The 14,327-nt window shown below is 72.2% G+C and carries 17 protein-coding genes; 10 read left to right on the top strand and 7 right to left on the bottom strand.

What is annotated here, in order from left to right; genetic code table 11:
• Positions 1-41: 41 nt before the first annotated feature.
• Positions 42-779 carry a hypothetical protein gene (locus tag OHB00_RS46135; protein WP_406444314.1) on the top strand — a complete coding sequence of 246 codons (738 nt, stop codon included), beginning with the start codon at positions 42-44 and terminating at the stop codon, positions 777-779.
• 70 nt (positions 780-849) lie between these two features.
• Here OHB00_RS46135 and OHB00_RS46130 read toward each other — a convergent pair whose 3' ends face one another.
• A complete protein-coding gene (locus tag OHB00_RS46130) occupies positions 850-1,503 on the bottom strand; it encodes a Type 1 glutamine amidotransferase-like domain-containing protein (RefSeq protein ID WP_406444312.1) in 654 nt (217 codons plus the stop codon).
• 169 nt (positions 1,504-1,672) lie between these two features.
• Here OHB00_RS46130 and OHB00_RS46125 point away from each other — a divergent pair, with 169 nt between their 5' ends.
• Complete coding sequence (locus OHB00_RS46125) at positions 1,673-1,894, top strand: hypothetical protein (RefSeq protein WP_406444310.1); 222 nt, start codon at positions 1,673-1,675, stop codon at positions 1,892-1,894.
• 14 nt (positions 1,895-1,908) lie between these two features.
• Positions 1,909-2,574 carry a nitroreductase gene (locus OHB00_RS46120; RefSeq protein WP_406444308.1) on the top strand — a complete coding sequence of 222 codons (666 nt, stop codon included), beginning with the start codon at positions 1,909-1,911 and terminating at the stop codon, positions 2,572-2,574.
• A gap of 294 nt (positions 2,575-2,868) precedes the next feature.
• Here the strand turns inward: OHB00_RS46120 and OHB00_RS46115 are convergent, their stop codons facing one another.
• A complete protein-coding gene (locus OHB00_RS46115; protein ID WP_406444306.1) occupies positions 2,869-3,504 on the bottom strand; it encodes a TetR/AcrR family transcriptional regulator in 636 nt (211 codons plus the stop codon).
• Between the two features lie 156 nt (positions 3,505-3,660).
• Here OHB00_RS46115 and OHB00_RS46110 point away from each other — a divergent pair, with 156 nt between their 5' ends.
• Positions 3,661-5,085, top strand: a complete 1,425-nt coding sequence (locus OHB00_RS46110; protein ID WP_406444304.1) for an MFS transporter — start codon at positions 3,661-3,663, stop codon at positions 5,083-5,085.
• Complete coding sequence (locus OHB00_RS46105; RefSeq protein ID WP_406444302.1) at positions 5,082-6,647, top strand: MFS transporter; 1,566 nt, start codon at positions 5,082-5,084, stop codon at positions 6,645-6,647. Before OHB00_RS46110 ends, OHB00_RS46105 begins: the two co-directional genes overlap by 4 nt.
• A gap of 82 nt (positions 6,648-6,729) precedes the next feature.
• Here OHB00_RS46105 and OHB00_RS46100 read toward each other — a convergent pair whose 3' ends face one another.
• The 3 genes from OHB00_RS46100 to OHB00_RS46090 form a co-directional block, all read right to left on the bottom strand.
• Complete coding sequence (locus tag OHB00_RS46100; protein ID WP_406444300.1) at positions 6,730-7,341, bottom strand: winged helix-turn-helix domain-containing protein; 612 nt, start codon at positions 7,339-7,341, stop codon at positions 6,730-6,732.
• Between the two features lie 226 nt (positions 7,342-7,567).
• Entirely contained in the window at positions 7,568-8,008 is a 441-nt protein-coding gene (locus OHB00_RS46095) for a peptidoglycan-binding protein (protein WP_406444298.1), read from the bottom strand.
• A 167-nt stretch (positions 8,009-8,175) separates the two neighbouring features.
• A complete protein-coding gene (locus OHB00_RS46090; RefSeq protein WP_406444296.1) occupies positions 8,176-8,964 on the bottom strand; it encodes a putative protein N(5)-glutamine methyltransferase in 789 nt (262 codons plus the stop codon).
• A gap of 446 nt (positions 8,965-9,410) precedes the next feature.
• Here OHB00_RS46090 and OHB00_RS46085 point away from each other — a divergent pair, with 446 nt between their 5' ends.
• Entirely contained in the window at positions 9,411-9,854 is a 444-nt protein-coding gene (locus OHB00_RS46085; protein ID WP_406444294.1) for a MarR family winged helix-turn-helix transcriptional regulator, read from the top strand.
• On the opposite strand, the gene OHB00_RS46080 is transcribed toward OHB00_RS46085, so the two are convergent.
• The gene (locus OHB00_RS46080) at positions 9,815-10,564 is read right to left on the bottom strand and encodes a GNAT family N-acetyltransferase (RefSeq protein WP_406444292.1); all 750 of its coding nucleotides are present in this window, start codon (positions 10,562-10,564) and stop codon (positions 9,815-9,817) included. The genes OHB00_RS46085 and OHB00_RS46080 overlap by 40 nt on opposite strands.
• Positions 10,561-11,484 carry an NADP-dependent oxidoreductase gene (locus OHB00_RS46075; protein ID WP_406444291.1) on the bottom strand — a complete coding sequence of 308 codons (924 nt, stop codon included), beginning with the start codon at positions 11,482-11,484 and terminating at the stop codon, positions 10,561-10,563. Before OHB00_RS46075 ends, OHB00_RS46080 begins: the two co-directional genes overlap by 4 nt.
• A gap of 214 nt (positions 11,485-11,698) precedes the next feature.
• On the opposite strand from OHB00_RS46075, the gene OHB00_RS46070 reads away from it, so the two are divergent.
• From OHB00_RS46070 to OHB00_RS46055, 4 genes are all read left to right on the top strand, one after another.
• A complete protein-coding gene (locus tag OHB00_RS46070) occupies positions 11,699-12,256 on the top strand; it encodes a YcxB family protein (RefSeq protein WP_406444289.1) in 558 nt (185 codons plus the stop codon).
• A gap of 191 nt (positions 12,257-12,447) precedes the next feature.
• Positions 12,448-13,035 carry a DUF3592 domain-containing protein gene (locus OHB00_RS46065; RefSeq protein ID WP_406444288.1) on the top strand — a complete coding sequence of 196 codons (588 nt, stop codon included), beginning with the start codon at positions 12,448-12,450 and terminating at the stop codon, positions 13,033-13,035.
• A gap of 36 nt (positions 13,036-13,071) precedes the next feature.
• Complete coding sequence (locus tag OHB00_RS46060; RefSeq protein ID WP_406444286.1) at positions 13,072-13,239, top strand: hypothetical protein; 168 nt, start codon at positions 13,072-13,074, stop codon at positions 13,237-13,239.
• A 109-nt stretch (positions 13,240-13,348) separates the two neighbouring features.
• On the top strand, positions 13,349-14,317 hold the full coding sequence (locus OHB00_RS46055) for an acetylxylan esterase (protein WP_406444284.1): 969 nt from the start codon (positions 13,349-13,351) through the stop codon (positions 14,315-14,317).
• Positions 14,318-14,327 lie beyond the last annotated feature (10 nt).

The raw sequence follows: 14,327 nt of genomic DNA, 5'->3' as shown, positions 1-14,327 counted from the left end.
ATCGCGCGATGCCGCGTGCCGTTCGCCGATGGGAGCGAGCCGTGACGCACGAACCGGAGCAGGAAGACCGCCGTGACGTCGACGCAACCGAGCCGTCGATCCCCCCGATGCCCGACCGTGCCCCGCAGGCCGCCCCGGAGTGGGAGGTGCTGTCGGGGCCGGGCCCGGACCGCGAGCCGGGCGCGCCGCTGCGCGACCTGTGGCGCCGCCAGTCGTTCCGGGTGCGCGCGGTGACCGTGGCCTTCGTCGCCGGGGCGCTCGCGCTGGGCGGCACCGTGGCCTTCGCCGCCGGCTCCGGCGGCAGCGGCTCCACGACGCCGCCCGCGGCCTCCGGCGCACCGTCGGCGCGGCCCTCCGCACCGGACGGACGCGGACCCGGGCACGGCTGGTTCGGGATGGGCGGCATGGGCGTGCACGGCGAGGCGACCGTCAAGGACCCGGACACCGGCAAGTACGTGGTGCGGGTCTGGCAGCGGGGCACGGTGCAGAAGGTGGACGGCGACCAGGTCACGGTCAAGAGCGACGACGGCACGTCGTGGACGTGGACCATGGGCTCGGACGTCAAGGTCCGGGGCGACTCCGACGCCCTCAAGAAGGACGCGACGGCCTTCCTCGTCGGCACCCGGGGCGACGACGGCAAGCTGACCGCGTCCGGCGCGTTCTCGGGCGATTTCACGGGCATGGGCCGAGGCGGCATGCACGACCGCGGCGGCCCGTGGCAGCGCCCGGGCGACCGCTCACCGTCGCCCAGCCCGTCGGGGAGCGGGGCCACCACCTAGCGCCGTGGCCGGCAGCGTCCACGGCATGGGGAATCCGGCCGCACCGAGCCGGCGAGAGGGCCGCCGCCCTTCATGAGGCGGGGGTGAAGCGCCTCCAGCGGCCCTCGGAGACGACTTCCACGGTGCCGTCGGTCACCTTGATGGCGGTGTCGTCGTCGATCGCGTACGCCGGACCCGCGATCTCGGCCGCCCACCGCTCCGCGGCGGCCATGGTGTGCTCCGGCAGGTCCGGATGGTCCAGGTGCGGGAAGACCGAGAAGCCGACCATCCCGAGGGTGCGGTCGTCGCCGGTCGGCGACTCCCGGTCGACGAAGGCCCGCCCGACGCGCGGGGTCAGCACCAGGCTGCCGGCGCTGAATCCCACGTACACCGTCTCGTGCAGTGACGGCAGGAGGCCCGCCAGCCCGGACTCCCGCATCCAGTGGCCCAGGTACAGGGTGTCGCCGCCGTTCACCAGCAGGACGTCGGCCTCTCGGACCCAGCGGACCCAGCGGTCCTGGTCGATGCCGGGCAGTGCCGTGAGCTCCAGCACTCCCACGGACTTCCACCCCAGATCGGCAGCGCGCAGGAACCGCCATGGCCCGGCCGGTCCGTAGGAGCTCCCGTAACCCGCGGTGGGGATGCAGAGGGCGTTGGACTCGGCGATCGGTCGGCCCAGGAGGTCGACCAGCGCATCCTGGATGGTCGGGTTGCTGATGCCGGCAGAGGTGAGCAGAAGCCGCATGCCGCCCTTGCCTCCAACCGGCCGCAGAATGAACGTGGTTGACACCGTACCGTCGCCACTCGACGGCAGCCGCCCGGGACCCGACGCGCCACGGGTCGTACGGGTGGGTCGTGGCTGGACTCGTGGCGTCGACGCGGTCGGTGGTCGCCGGTTCGGCGCCCGTGGGCGGATGGGAGGCACTCTGGTGTGCACGGTGGATCACGAGGCCGCGGCGGTGACGGCGTCTCCGACGGCGGCCCACCCGCACCTGGCGCATCCGGCACTGGAGGGGTGCGAGGACGTGGCGTGGCCGGCCGTTCCTGGCTGCCCGGTCGATGTCCCGGTCGTCCTGCGCATCCCGCACCGGCAGCCGAGCCAGGACCTCGTGTCTTCGCGGCCCGCGATGGAGTGAGAGGACGAGAAGACGTGGACGTGTATGAAGCCGTGGAGAGTCGCAGGGCCGTGCGGGCGTTCAGCGACGAGCCGGTGACCAGGGAGGTACTCGAACGCGTGCTGGCAGCAGCGACGCGGGCGCCGTCCAGTGGGAACCTCCAGCCGTGGCACGTGTATGTCGTGACCGGCGAGCCGCTGGCGGAGCTGAAGCGGCGTGCGACGGCCAGGGCACTGGCGGGAGACCCGGGTGACGAGCGGGAGTATCCGATGTACCCGGCCGGACTGACCTCACCGTATCTGGACCGCTTCTCCGCCGCGGCCGCCCAGCGATACGAAGCGCTGGGAATCGAGCGGGACGACCTCGACAGGCCTGTGAAGATCGCTGCCTTGAACTCGGAGGCGTTCGGGGCGCCGGTCGTGCTGTTCTGCTACCTCGACCGGACGATGGGGCCGGGGCAGTGGGGAGACGCGGGGATGTACCTGCAGACGGTCATGCTGTTGCTGCGGGCGGAAGGGCTGCACAGCTGCCCGCAGGTGATGTGGACGATGTACCGCCGGACCGTCAGCCGGATGGTCGGAGCCGAGGCCGGACTCGTGCTGTTCTGCGGGGTCGCGGTGGGATTCGAGAAAGAAGGCGTGCCGGCGATGCGCACCGGGCGGGCGGACATGACAGAAACGGTGAGCTTCATCGGAGGCTGAAGAGCCGACCGGTGAGCCGCACGGCGGACTCCGCGAGCCGGCTCACCGGCAGTCGCCGCCCCTCCGCGAACGCGTGGTGCCACATGCGGCCGGGCGTCGTCTTACAGAGGCAAGGGCACGCAAGCGACGTCGGATTCCGGGGGCTTGAGGAGTTCCCGGCGCTTCGGCCCGTGGAAGCGCGTCGCCTGCCGGGCCTGGCCAAGGCCAGGCTGGAGCAGGACGTCCGGCTGCGGGCGTAACCCTCTGGCCTGACCCGGCGACCGGAAGCTGAGGAAGCCGTCCGCGCAGCTTCTCCTAGAAGGGGTCCGAGACGACCGGGCGGGGCAGCTGCCGGGCCCGGACCGTGAGCGGGAGGCCCGCGAACGCGTGATCGGCGAGGCGCTCCAGCGAGGCGACGTCGAGCCCGGCCTTGGCCATTACTTCCATGCCCCGGTTGACGGCCATGAGGAGTTGACCGATCTCGGAGGCGTCCGCCTCGGGATCGAGGTCGCCATGGCGCTGCGCAGCCCGAACGCACTCGGTCAGTGAACCCTCGATCCTCCCGAGTGCCTGGCGGACCCGCGCGCCGGCCTGCGGATCATGGTCGGCCCCCTCCACGACGAAGCCGGTCACCATGCAGCCGAGCCCGTCGGGGTCGTCGTGGACGAACCGCGCCGACTTCACGAGATATGCGTGCAGCCGAACCAGGGCCGTCTCGTCGGGGCCTTCGAGCACGGCCGCCCAGGCGGCCTCCGTGCGGTCGCAGTACTCCGACAGCGTCTGCAGGTAGAGCTTGCTCTTGTCGCCGAAGGCGGCGTACAGGCTGCCGCGGCCCAGGCCGCCTGCCCTGGCGATGTCATCGACGCTCGTACCGACGTATCCGGCACGGCGGAACTGCCGCTCGACGGCCTGCATGACCTTGGCCCTGTCGAAACCTGGTGGACGCCCCATGGCCCCAGCTTACAGGGCACACGACCTTTCTTGACACACCATTCCAGAACTCCGTAAGGTTTTTGACAAGGCGGTCCAGAACTCTGCAGCCCGTCACGCACGGCATCCCTCGAAGCCCACGGAACGGACAGAACACGCATGTCTTCGCAAGATCAGATGGCTCCTGTGAAAGCGCCCCAGGCGCAGCGGGGAGGCCGCGGTGCGCCGAACGCACGGCCGGCTCTCGTCCTCGCCGTGCTGGCCATGGCGAGTTTCCTCGGCCAGCTCGATGTATGGATCACCAACGTCGGTCTGCCGAACATCGGGCAGGGACTGGGTTCGACCTCTCTGGCGGACCTGAGCTGGGTGCTCAATGGCTACGCGATCGTCTTCGCCGCCCTGCTCGTCCCCGCGGGACGGCTCGCCGACCGCTTCGGGCGCAAGAGCGGCTTCCTTCTCGGCATGGCCGTCTTCGTGGCGGCGAGCCTCGGGGCGGCACTGTCCGGTGACGTATGGGTGCTGGTCCTCTTCCGCGCCCTTCAGGCGGTGGGCGCCGCCCTGCTGACCCCGGCCAGCCTCGGCCTGGTCCTGACGAGCGCCCCCGCCGACAAGGTGGAGCGGTATGTCAAGATCTGGTTCACCGCGGGCTCACTGTCCGGGGTGTGCGGGCCGATCTTCGGCGGGCTGCTGGTCCAGGTCTCCTGGCGGTGGCTGTTCCTGGTGAACATCCCCGTAGGGCTGCTCGCCCTCGTGCTGGCCGCCCGGCTCGTGTCCAACGTCAGGCACCAGCAGGACGCCCGCATCCCCGACCTGCTCGGCGGTGTTCTGCTGATCGTCGTGGTCGGCGCCCTGGCTCTCGGAGTGGTGAAAGCGCCCGACTGGGGCTGGTCGGACACCCGGGTCATCATGTCCCTGGTCGTCGCGGCGGTCGGGTTGGCCGCGTTCCTGCTCCGCTCGTCACGGCACCAGGTGCCCGTGGTCGACCTTTCTCTCTTCCGTGACCGGATCTTCGCCTCGGCGAACCTCGCCGGCATGCTGCAACTGGCCTCGTTCGCGGGCCTCCTGCTGTCGACGATCCTCTGGCTGCAGAACCACTGGCACTACTCCGCCATCAAGACCGGATGCGCCAGCCTTCCCGGCCCGATCGGCTTCGCGGTGGCCGCCACCGCCAGTGAAACCCTCCAGCGCCGATTCCGGATCCCGGCCGGTGTCGTCGCGGCGGTCGGCAGTGCGATCGCCTCCGCCGGCATCCTTCTCTTCGCCGTTCTCCTGCACAACGACCCGAACTACGCTTCCGGAGTCCTCCCGTGCTGGCTGCTCTTCGGGTTCGGCGCCGGCCTGGCGCTCCCGACCGTCGTCTCTTCCGCGACGGTCGGTCTGCGCCCCGAGCAGGCCGCTACCGGCAGCGCCATCGTGACCATGTCGACTCAGATCGGTTCGGTCGTCGGCATCAGCATCCTGGTCGCCATGCTCGGCACCGCCTCCGGCGGAGCCTCTCTGGAGACCTACCGGCACGCATGGTGGGTCACGATGGCCCTCATGGCTGTCGCGGCCGTGGTGTCGCTGGGCGTGTCCCGGAAGGCGACGGTGGCAGTCCGATGACGGCGTCGGTTCCGGCCCGGGCGTCCCGCGCCGCGGCCCCCGGCAGCGGGCGGGCCCGCTGGCTCGGCCTCCTGGTGGTCTGTCTCGGCGTCATGATGGCCTTCGTCGACGTCACCTCCACCATCTCGGCCCTGGGCGACATACAGAACGACCTGCACATCACCGCGAGCACGCTGGTATGGATCACCAGCGCGTACAGCCTCGCCGTAGTGAGCTTCGTGATGTCCGCGGGAACCTTCGGCGACCTCGTGGGACGCCGGCGCGTGTTCAGCCTGGGGACCGCCGTCTTCCTGGCGGGCAGCGTCCTCGCTGTCTTCGCCCACAGCGCCGGCATGCTCGTCACCGCACAGGCGATCGCGGGCCTCGGCGGCTCGGCCGTGCTCCCGACGAGCCTGGCGATCGTCAGCGCCACGTTCACCGACCCGCACGAGCGCACCGCCGCGATCGGCATCTGGGCCGCGTGCTCCGGAGTGGGCCTGGCCATCGGCCCGATCCTCGCCGGAGCCCTGCTCGAACACTTCTCCTGGCACTCCGTCTACATCGCCAACATCGTCATCGCCGGCACCGCTCTCCTCCTGGCCCCGGTCTTCGTGGCCGAGTCCGGACACCCCACGCGCAAGCCCGATCTCGCGGGCCTGGTCCTGGGCACGGTGATGACGGCGTCGGCCACCTACGCGATCATCCAGGGAGGCGCCACCGGGTACGCCAAGGCGCCGATCATCACCACGTACGTGGTCTTCGCCGTATCCCTGTTCCTGTTCGTACGCGTGGAACTCCGTCACCCCGACCCGATGCTGGACCTGAGGCTCTTCAGGAGCACTTCCTTCTCGGCCGTCATGGGCGTGGCCGCTGTCAGCGTTTTCGGACTGGTCGGCGTCGCCCTGCTCAGCGTGCTCTACATGGAACGTGTGGGGCAGACCAGTCCCCTCGACGTCGGCGTGCGCCTGCTGCCGCTGTTCGGAACGTTCCTCCTGGTCACCGTCGTGACCGCCCGGGTCCTGGTGCACCGGGTCGGCTTCATGCCCCTGCTCACTGCCGGCCTGGTCCTCATCGGGGCCGGGTCCCTCGCGCTGCTCGCGACCGATGCCTCGGGAGGTTACGGGGCCATGTGGCCAGGGCTGCTCGTGGCGGGCGTCGGCGCGGGGCTGCTGACGGCGCCCTCGACGGCTGCCGCGGTCAACAGCGTCCCGCCACAGCAGGAGGGCATGGCGGCGGCAGCGGTGAACATGGCTCGTCAGCTGGGAACGGTGCTCGGCCCCAGTGTGCTCGGAACCGTCGTCACCAGTCGCTTCCCCCGCAACCTGCACGACCGTCTCGTCGAGGCAGGGATCCCCTCAGCACAGGCGGCCAGGATCGTGGAGGGGGCGTCACACGGCGGCGGCGCGGCAGACCTTCCCGCGTCCCTGGCTCACGTGGTGGGGACGGCGGTACCGAGGGCGTTCACCGACGCCGTGCACCTGGGCAACGTCATAGGCGGAGTCGTACTGATCGTCATGGCCGTGCCCACGGCGCTGTTCGTCCGCCACAAGGTGCACGGTCCGCGGACATCCGCGAAGGCGTAGGCGGTACGTCGACCGACGGTGCGAGGCACCTGCCACCGGCGCGGCGGCCCCCGGCCCGCCGGCGGCCACGTGCTCGTGCCGGTCAGGTGCCGCCGCCAAGCAGGGCCGCGCCGAGGGGGGTCAGGACGTGCAGCATGCCGACGGCGTGGCGTTGGCTGGTGATCAGGCCCGCGTCGCGCAGCACGGTGGTGCGGTGGGTGGCGGTGGCGGAGACACCTACGGCTCGGGCGAGTTCAGTGGCGGTGGCCGCTCCGTCGGCGGTGACGCGCAGCACGGCGGCACGGGTACGGCTGAGCGGTGCCGCCAGAGGTGCCCCGGGCCGGCTGCCGAAGGGTTCGCCCTCCGGTGTCGGCGGTGGAAGGGGGTGGACCAGCACCGGGGGCGGGTCGGGATCGGCCGGTGAGATCGGGCTGTTCCAGCAGAAGTAGGACGGCACCAGGGTCAGGCCGCGGCCCTTGAGATACAGGTCGCGGTCGTCGCAGTACTCCACCGACAGGACGGGCCACTGCCAGTGCATACCGGGTCCCAGGGCGCGCAGGACGCCCTCGACGCCCCCGTCGAGGAAGGCGCGGGCATGCACGGCGCGTTGGGCGTCGACGCGGGCCTGGATGTGGTTCCCGTAGGGAGCGATGACGGCGTCGTGACAGCTGCGCAGCGCCCGGACCAGGTCGGCGCGGTGCTCGGACTCGGCCACCCGGGGAGGCGGAGCCCAGGGGCGGACTCCTCTGACCTGGGCGAGCCGGTCCAGCTCGTGCAGGACTCGGCCCGGTGACGCGGCGACGATGGCTTCCAGCCCTCTGTCAGGCCCTCGGCGCCTGGACGGGGGGTGAGGAAGTCGGGGAAAGCATGGCCGGTGGCGGCAGCAGGGAGACCGCCCGCCTGGTCGAGGCGGGCGGTCGACGGCCGGTCGAGCGGGACCGTCAGTTCGCCCAGCGCCTCAGGCACGGCCAGGTCTTGGGCCCCACCTCACCGTCCCACTGACTGGAGTCGGAGGGGAAGCAGGCCTTCTGGGCGTTGATCACCGCGTTCTCCGTGTTGGTGCCGAACTGGCCGTCGATGCCCTTCGGGTCGTACTTGCTCTCGCCGACCCGGTTGGCCCAGTAGGTCATCAGACACTGCACCTCGATCACACGGTTGCCGGTCTGCCCTTTCTCCGTGTTGATCGTGTTGGTGTCGCTGTACCCGGCGTACAGGTACGACAGGGAGCCACTGGTCGTCCACGAGTAGTGGCAGGTGTAGGTCGTCGCGGAGGCGGCGGGCGCCAGGGCGACGAGCGAGGCCCCGAGGACTCCGGCCGTCACGAGAGCCCTCAGCGCGGTGCTCGCCGCCCGCACCCTGGTACCGGTGGTGTTCCTGATCATGAGCTGTCCCCCTTGTTCGCATCGGATCTGGTGAAACAAAGATGTCAACGTGGTGCCACGAGGATCCAGGCTTTTCGAACCAGATCTAAAGTCGCAGGTCAGCGCGGGCGGCACGCATCACGGGCGTGCGGCAGGCGTCTCGTCCGGCTCACCGCCCGGGTGCGGTCTCAGTCGCGTACGCCGATCACGACGTTCGCGTACAGCTCCTCCGAGACCGCGAGCCGGGTGGTCAGGCCGGCGTGGCGGAAGGTCTCGGCGGCCTGTTCGGCCTGGCGTTCGCTGGTCTCGACCAGGACGCAGCCGCCGGGCGCGAGCCACTCGCGCGCTCCGGCCGCGACCCTGCGCAGCACGTCGAGGCCGTCGCCACCGCCGTCGAGGGCGACCAGGGGCTCGTGGTCGCGGGCCTCGGCGGGCAGCAGCCCCACCTCGCCGCTGGGGACGTAGGGCACGTTGGCCGCGAGGATGCCGGTCCGGCCGCGCAGGGCGGCGGGCAGGGCGTCGAAGAGGTCGCCGACGTAAGCGTGGCCGCCGTAGGGGGCGATGTTGCGGCGGGCGCAGCCGACCGCGGCCGGGTCGATGTCGGCGGCGTGCAGTTCGACGGCGCCTAGGACGGCCGCGAGGGCCGCGCCGACCGCGCCGGAGCCGCAGCACAGGTCCACGACCACGGACGCGCCCGGGACCTGTGCCAGGGCCTGGTCGACCAGGAACTCGGTACGGCGGCGGGGCACGAACACGCCGGGTTCCACAAGGACGCGCAGCCCGTGGAACCCGGCCCAGCCCAGGACGTGTTCGAGGGGCCGGCCGGCGGCGCGCCGGTCCACCATGGCGGCCAGTTCCTCCGGGGTGCGGGCGGTGGCGAGGATCAGCTCCGCCTCGTCCTCGGCGAAGACGCAGCCGGCGGCGCGCAGCGCGGAGACGACGGCGGTCGTGGTGGCGGTGTCGGAGAGTGAGGTCATCACCGGGGAGCCTATCCGGACGCGGGCGCGCGGGCGGACGGTTTACCGGTCGAGCGGCGGATGATCCGCCGGGCGGTCGGACGCCGACCGTTTCCTCGGTCTCCGCCTCGGAGTCCTCGGCCGCTTCGTCAGGGAACTCCGGTACGACCACGCAGGCGGCCGGGGCTGCTTGGCGCGCTCGTAGGCGCCGGCCGACCGCGGTGACCACGAGGCCGGGCCGGCAGCCAGAGCGCGAGGGTCCGCGATGAGGTCACCGGCAGTGCGCCCTTCGTCGAGGCGTCCGCAGCCTGCTGTCCTTCGGCAGCGACGGCCCGCGGCAAACTGGTTGGTTTATACAACTCATGGTCAAGTTGTACTATGCAACTAGACCGTCGGAGGAGGTATTCCGTGAGGGCGTTGTCGTGGCAGGCACGGCCGTCGAAGGCCTGGCCGTCCAAGGTGTTCCCGTGACCGCGGCGGAGACGGCCGTCGAGACCATCCAGCGCGAGATGACGATCTTCGCGCGCCGGGCCCGGGCATCGGCCGGGCGCATGCACCCCGAGCTGTCGCTGGTGTCGTACACGCTGCTCGGGCATCTGGAGGAGAGCGGCGGCTGCCGGGCCACCGATCTGGCCGCGCACTACGCGCTGGACAAGTCGACGGTCAGCCGGCAGGTGGCGGCGCTGGAGCGGACGGGACTGGTCGAGCGCCGCCTGGACCCGGAGGACCACCGGGTCCAGGTGCTGCATCTGACGGAGGCCGGGCAGGAGATCCTGGCCCAGGTCACACGGAGCCGCCGGGCCGCCTTCCGGGAGCGGCTGGCGGACTGGCCGGAGGCGGACCTGGTCAGGTTCGCCGGATACCTGGAGCGTTACAACGCCGGGACCTCGGCGGACTCCGCGGACGGCTGACCGAGCGAGGCCGGCACCCTGGCCGCGACGAAGGCCGTACGCCGGCGCAGGCGGAAGCCGAGCGACTCGTACAGCCGGATCGCGGTGGTGTTCTCGGCACCGGTGTGCAGGAAGGGGGTCTCGCCGCGGTCCCGGATGCCGTGGGCGACCGCGCGGATGAGCCGGGTCGCGAGGCCCTCGCCGCGGTAGGCCGGGTCGGTGCAGACCGCGCTGATCTCGGTCCAGCCCGGCGGGTGCAGCCGCTCCCCCGCCATCGCGATCAGCCTGCCGTCGCGGCGGATGCCCAGATAGGTGCCGAGTTCGATGGTGCGGGGCAGGAACGGGCCGGGGCGGGTGCGCTCGACCAGGTCGAGTATCTCCGGTACGTCGGCGGGTCCGAGACGGACCGCGGCCGGTTCCGGTGCGGCGTCCATGCCGTCGTCCACCAGCTGTACGCCCGCGATGTTCATCGTGAGCTCCCAGCCCTCCGGGAGCTCACCGCGGTACCCGGGCAGCGGCACCTCCGAGCCGGGGCCGGCCAGGGCGGCGAGATCCGCCCAGTCGTCGGCGTCGGGCGCCTCGGGCAGCGCCAGCCACGGGGAGACGTCGACGGGATAGCGCAGGATCCGGCCGCGCCGCTCGGCGAAGCGGGCGTGCGGGCCGGCCAGCGAGGCGCGGGCGGGGTTGTCGAGGACGTGCGGGGCGCCCTCGCGGGAGCTCGGGACGCTCATATGCCGACCTCGATCACGATCTTGCCGAGGGCGTGTCCGTCCTCGACGGCACGCAGCGCCTCGTCGGCCTTGTCCAGCGGGAAGGTCAGCGAGACATGCGGGTCCAGCTCACCGGCGACGACGAGCTCGGCCACCTCGTCCAGCACCGCGGCGGTCCGGGCACGCTCCACCCGGGCGCCGCCCAGCGCGCCGACGGTCTGCGGCGGGGCGGCCGCGGTGATCAGCCTGGTGCGGTCGGCGAGCAGACCGGCCGCCTCGGTCAGCACCTCCCCGCCGACCAGGTCGTAGACGCCGTCCACACCCTCGGGCGCTGCCGCCCGCACCCGGTCGGCCAGACCCGGACCGGAGGGCACGTGCACGGCGCCCAGCGACTCGACGAGGTCCTTCTTGGCCGCGCTCGCCACGCCGACCACCCGCAGCCCCCAGGCGCGGGCGATCTGCAGGGCCGCCGCGCCGACCCCGCCGCCCGCACCGGTGACCAGCAGGGTCGCGCCCTCGGGCAGGTCCAGCTGGCGTACGCCGTCGTAGGCGGTGGCCGCGGCGACCGGCAGGGTGGCGGCGTCGGTGAAGGACAGCGCGGCGGACTTGTGCGCCGTCACGGACGCCATCAGCAGGGCGTACTCGGCGAACGCGCCGCCGGGCGTGTTGCCGAAGACCTCGTCGCCGACCGCGAACCCGGTCACGCCCGCGCCGATCTCCTCGACCACACCGGCGGCCTCGCTGCCGAGGACGACGGGGAACCGCGCCGCCCCCTCGCCGGGGCGGCGCAAGCCGTCGCGCAGCTTCCAGTCGACAGGGTTGACCCCCGCCGCGCGGACCGCGATCAGCAGTTCGCCGGGTCCCGGGACGGGCCGGTCCACGTCGGCGAAGGCCTCGGCCGCGGGCCCGCCGTGCCTGGTGTAGACGTACGCCTTGGGCATCCTGCTTCCTCGCTCTCTGGTGCTGTCACCGGTGTCCCGGCAGCGGCACTCAGCGCCAAGCACGCGCACGCGGCGGCTATTCCCGCACTCCCGGATCGTTCATACGGCCGCAATGATCGGGGCCTGACCTGGTCCCTTCACCGCCCGCAAGGCACTCCCCTTCTCCGGCGCCCACCACTACGATGCGCGGGCTCGCTCGTCGAGGGCAGGGGGGATGATGCAGCCGACGCTGACGCTGAGGTACGTCCCGGAGGCCGACGACCTCCTTGAGTTGCTGGCCCGCTCTGCCATGCGGCGGCGTGTGCGGAGGCGGGCGCTGGGCCAGGCGGTCGCCGTTCTCGTGATCCTGTGGGGCCTGCTGGTGTTGCTGGCCGCCGCCGACCCCGCCCGGCAGTGGTGGATTTTCGCCCTGGTGCTCGCGGTGGTCCTCGTCCACTACGTCGGCAGAACGTTCGCCGTCACGTCCCGCCGGAGTCTCGGCCGCAGGGCACAGGCGTCCCGCCGGCGCTCACCGGGTATGTGGCTGCCGCACGAGGCGGAGATCGCACCGGAAGCCCTGACGATCCGCACAGCGGGGAGAACCACCGCCTACGCCTGGTCGCAGTTCGGTTCGTTCACGGAATCCGACCGGCAGTTCGTCCTCCTGGACCGCACGGGCAGACCCGCCGCCGTCCTGCCCCGACGCGGCCTGTCCGGCGCGGAACTCGTCCCGGTCTGCCGCGACCTCCTCACCCGGTACATCGCGGGCCCCTCCGCCACGCCCGGTGCCTGACCGGCGCCCGGTCGGGGCGCGCGGCGGAACCTGTGCTCCGGCCGCTGCCGCATCCGGGGAAACCGGCGGGAGCGAGCTGCTCCGTTCGGGGTACCAGTCCCGTGTGGACGCTCGCGTGCGAGCGGGGGCACGCTGGGAGCTGCGGACCGGCTGTCCGGCCCTCCGGCTCTTGTGGCGGCGAGGAGGTCGACATGCGTACCCGGGTGCGTTGCTGGCGCTGGCGGCAGAACCCGCTGCGGCGCAAGTCCGACGTGGTGGAAGCGTGGATCGCGCTGGCCGTCGCGGTCCTGCTGTGCGTGGGCGCGCCCCTGGTGGGGGCGGTCGCGGGGCTGTGGGCCCATGAGCAGGCGCGGTCGGTGGCGACGGCGGAGCGGTCCGAGCGGCACATGGTACGGGCCGTGGTCGTCGGCGGCGCCCCGGAGCAGCTGCCCTCGGTGCAGGGCGGCGACCGGGCGCACGCCTACCAGACGAGTGTCCGCTGGACGGTGCCCGGCAAGGGGACGAAGACCGCCCTGGCCCGGGTGCCGGCCGGGACCCGGACCGGTGACTCGGTGGACGTGTGGTTCGACCGGCAGGGGCACGGGGTCGCCCCGCCGCCCGACGACGTCGCCGTCTGGCAGCACACGGTCACCGTGGGCCTGTGCGGGGCGAGCTGCGCGGCGGCCGTGGTGCTGCTCGGCCATGGCGTCGTACGCCGGGTGGCGCTGCGCCACCGGCTCGCCGAGTGGGAGCAGGAGTGGGCGCGCACCGGCCCGGACTGGACCCGCGGGCGCGCCTGAAAAGAAAGCGGGTGGTGGGTGTCGAGGAGACCGGGCGTGACGAGCCCTCCGGACGCGGTGACGACCGTACGGGCCTCGGGCGCGCTGCGCCGTTCCGACGGAGGTGACCCGACCACCCACCAGGGGCACCCAGCCGCCCGGGATCTCCCGCGCTCCCTCCGCTGCGGCCGGTCCGGCCTCCCTGACCAGCACGTCAACGGCTGACGACGGGGGCTCGTCGTAGGGCTCGGGCGATGCAGGGGCCTGGCGATTCGTCGGACCACCCACGTACGGTGTGATCATCCGCACCTTCCCTTCACCAAGGCGGTTGTAGATGGCCCTGTTCGACCTTCCCCTCGACGAGCTTCGGGAACACCGCAGTACGTCGGTGGCGCCCGACGACTTCGACGCCTTCTGGTCCAAGACGCTCCAGGAGGCCCGCGAGCACGACCTCGACGCCCGCTTCGAGCCGGTCGGCACCGGGCTGTCCACGGTGGACGTCTACGACGTGACGTTCGCCGGGTTCGGCGGCCACCCGGTGAAGGGCTGGCTGCGGCTGCCGGCCGGCACCACCGAACCGCTGCCGCTGATCGTGGAGTTCGTCGGGTACGGCGGCGGGCGCGGGCTCGCGCACGAGAACCTGCTCTGGGCGTCGACGGGACGGGCGCACTTCACGATGGACACCCGGGGCCAGGGCAGTGTCTGGGGCGGCGGGGGCGGCACCGCCGACCCGGTGGGCGGCGCGCCGGCGTACCCCGGGTTCATGACGCGGGGCATCGACGCGCCGGAGAACTACTACTACCGGCGGGTGTTCACGGACGCGGTGCGGGCCGTGGAGGCGGCCCGTTCGCACCCGCTGGCCGACGCGACACGGACCGCGGCGCTCGGGTCCAGCCAGGGCGGCGGGATCACCGTCGCCGTCGGCGGACTGGTCCCGGACCTGGTCGCGGTCGCGCCGGACGTGCCGTTCCTGTGCGACTTCCCGCGTGCCACCACGCTGACGGACCGTCACCCGTACCGGGAGATCGGCCTGTTCCTCAAGACCCATCGCGGCCGGTCCGCGGACGTGCAGCGCACTCTCGCCTACTTCGACGGGGTGCACTTCGCGGCGCGCGGCCGGGCCCCGGCGCTGTTCTCGGCGGGCCTGGAGGACCAGACCTGCCCGCCGTCCACGGTCTTCGCGGCCTTCAACGCCTGGGCGCACGAGGACAAGACGATCGAGGTGTACGACTACAACGACCACGAGGGCGGCGGTCCGTACCACGAGGCGGCGAAGGTGCGCTGGCTGCGCTCGTACGTCTGAGGAGGCGGCC

This window comes from Streptomyces sp. NBC_00631 (assembly GCF_045206895.1).
In the GTDB taxonomy this organism is placed as follows: domain Bacteria; phylum Actinomycetota; class Actinomycetes; order Streptomycetales; family Streptomycetaceae; genus Streptomyces.
This window is presented reverse-complemented; position numbering and strand designations above follow the sequence as displayed.

Excerpts from the sequence above, each read along its gene's own strand:
- OHB00_RS46130 (WP_406444312.1), bottom strand. The coding sequence starts at position 1,503 with ATGCGGCTTCTGCTCACCTCTGCCGGCATCAGCAACCCGACCATCCAG.
- OHB00_RS46125 (WP_406444310.1), top strand. The coding sequence starts at position 1,673 with ATGGGAGGCACTCTGGTGTGCACGGTGGATCACGAGGCCGCGGCGGTG.
- OHB00_RS46115 (WP_406444306.1), bottom strand. The coding sequence starts at position 3,504 with ATGGGGCGTCCACCAGGTTTCGACAGGGCCAAGGTCATGCAGGCCGTC.
- OHB00_RS46110 (WP_406444304.1), top strand. The coding sequence starts at position 3,661 with ATGGCTCCTGTGAAAGCGCCCCAGGCGCAGCGGGGAGGCCGCGGTGCG.
- OHB00_RS46105 (WP_406444302.1), top strand. The coding sequence starts at position 5,082 with ATGACGGCGTCGGTTCCGGCCCGGGCGTCCCGCGCCGCGGCCCCCGGC.
- OHB00_RS46095 (WP_406444298.1), bottom strand. The coding sequence starts at position 8,008 with ATGATCAGGAACACCACCGGTACCAGGGTGCGGGCGGCGAGCACCGCG.
- OHB00_RS46090 (WP_406444296.1), bottom strand. The coding sequence starts at position 8,964 with ATGACCTCACTCTCCGACACCGCCACCACGACCGCCGTCGTCTCCGCG.
- OHB00_RS46080 (WP_406444292.1), bottom strand. The coding sequence starts at position 10,564 with ATGAGCGTCCCGAGCTCCCGCGAGGGCGCCCCGCACGTCCTCGACAAC.
- OHB00_RS46075 (WP_406444291.1), bottom strand. The coding sequence starts at position 11,484 with ATGCCCAAGGCGTACGTCTACACCAGGCACGGCGGGCCCGCGGCCGAG.
- OHB00_RS46070 (WP_406444289.1), top strand. The coding sequence starts at position 11,699 with ATGATGCAGCCGACGCTGACGCTGAGGTACGTCCCGGAGGCCGACGAC.
- OHB00_RS46065 (WP_406444288.1), top strand. The coding sequence starts at position 12,448 with ATGCGTACCCGGGTGCGTTGCTGGCGCTGGCGGCAGAACCCGCTGCGG.
- OHB00_RS46055 (WP_406444284.1), top strand. The coding sequence starts at position 13,349 with ATGGCCCTGTTCGACCTTCCCCTCGACGAGCTTCGGGAACACCGCAGT.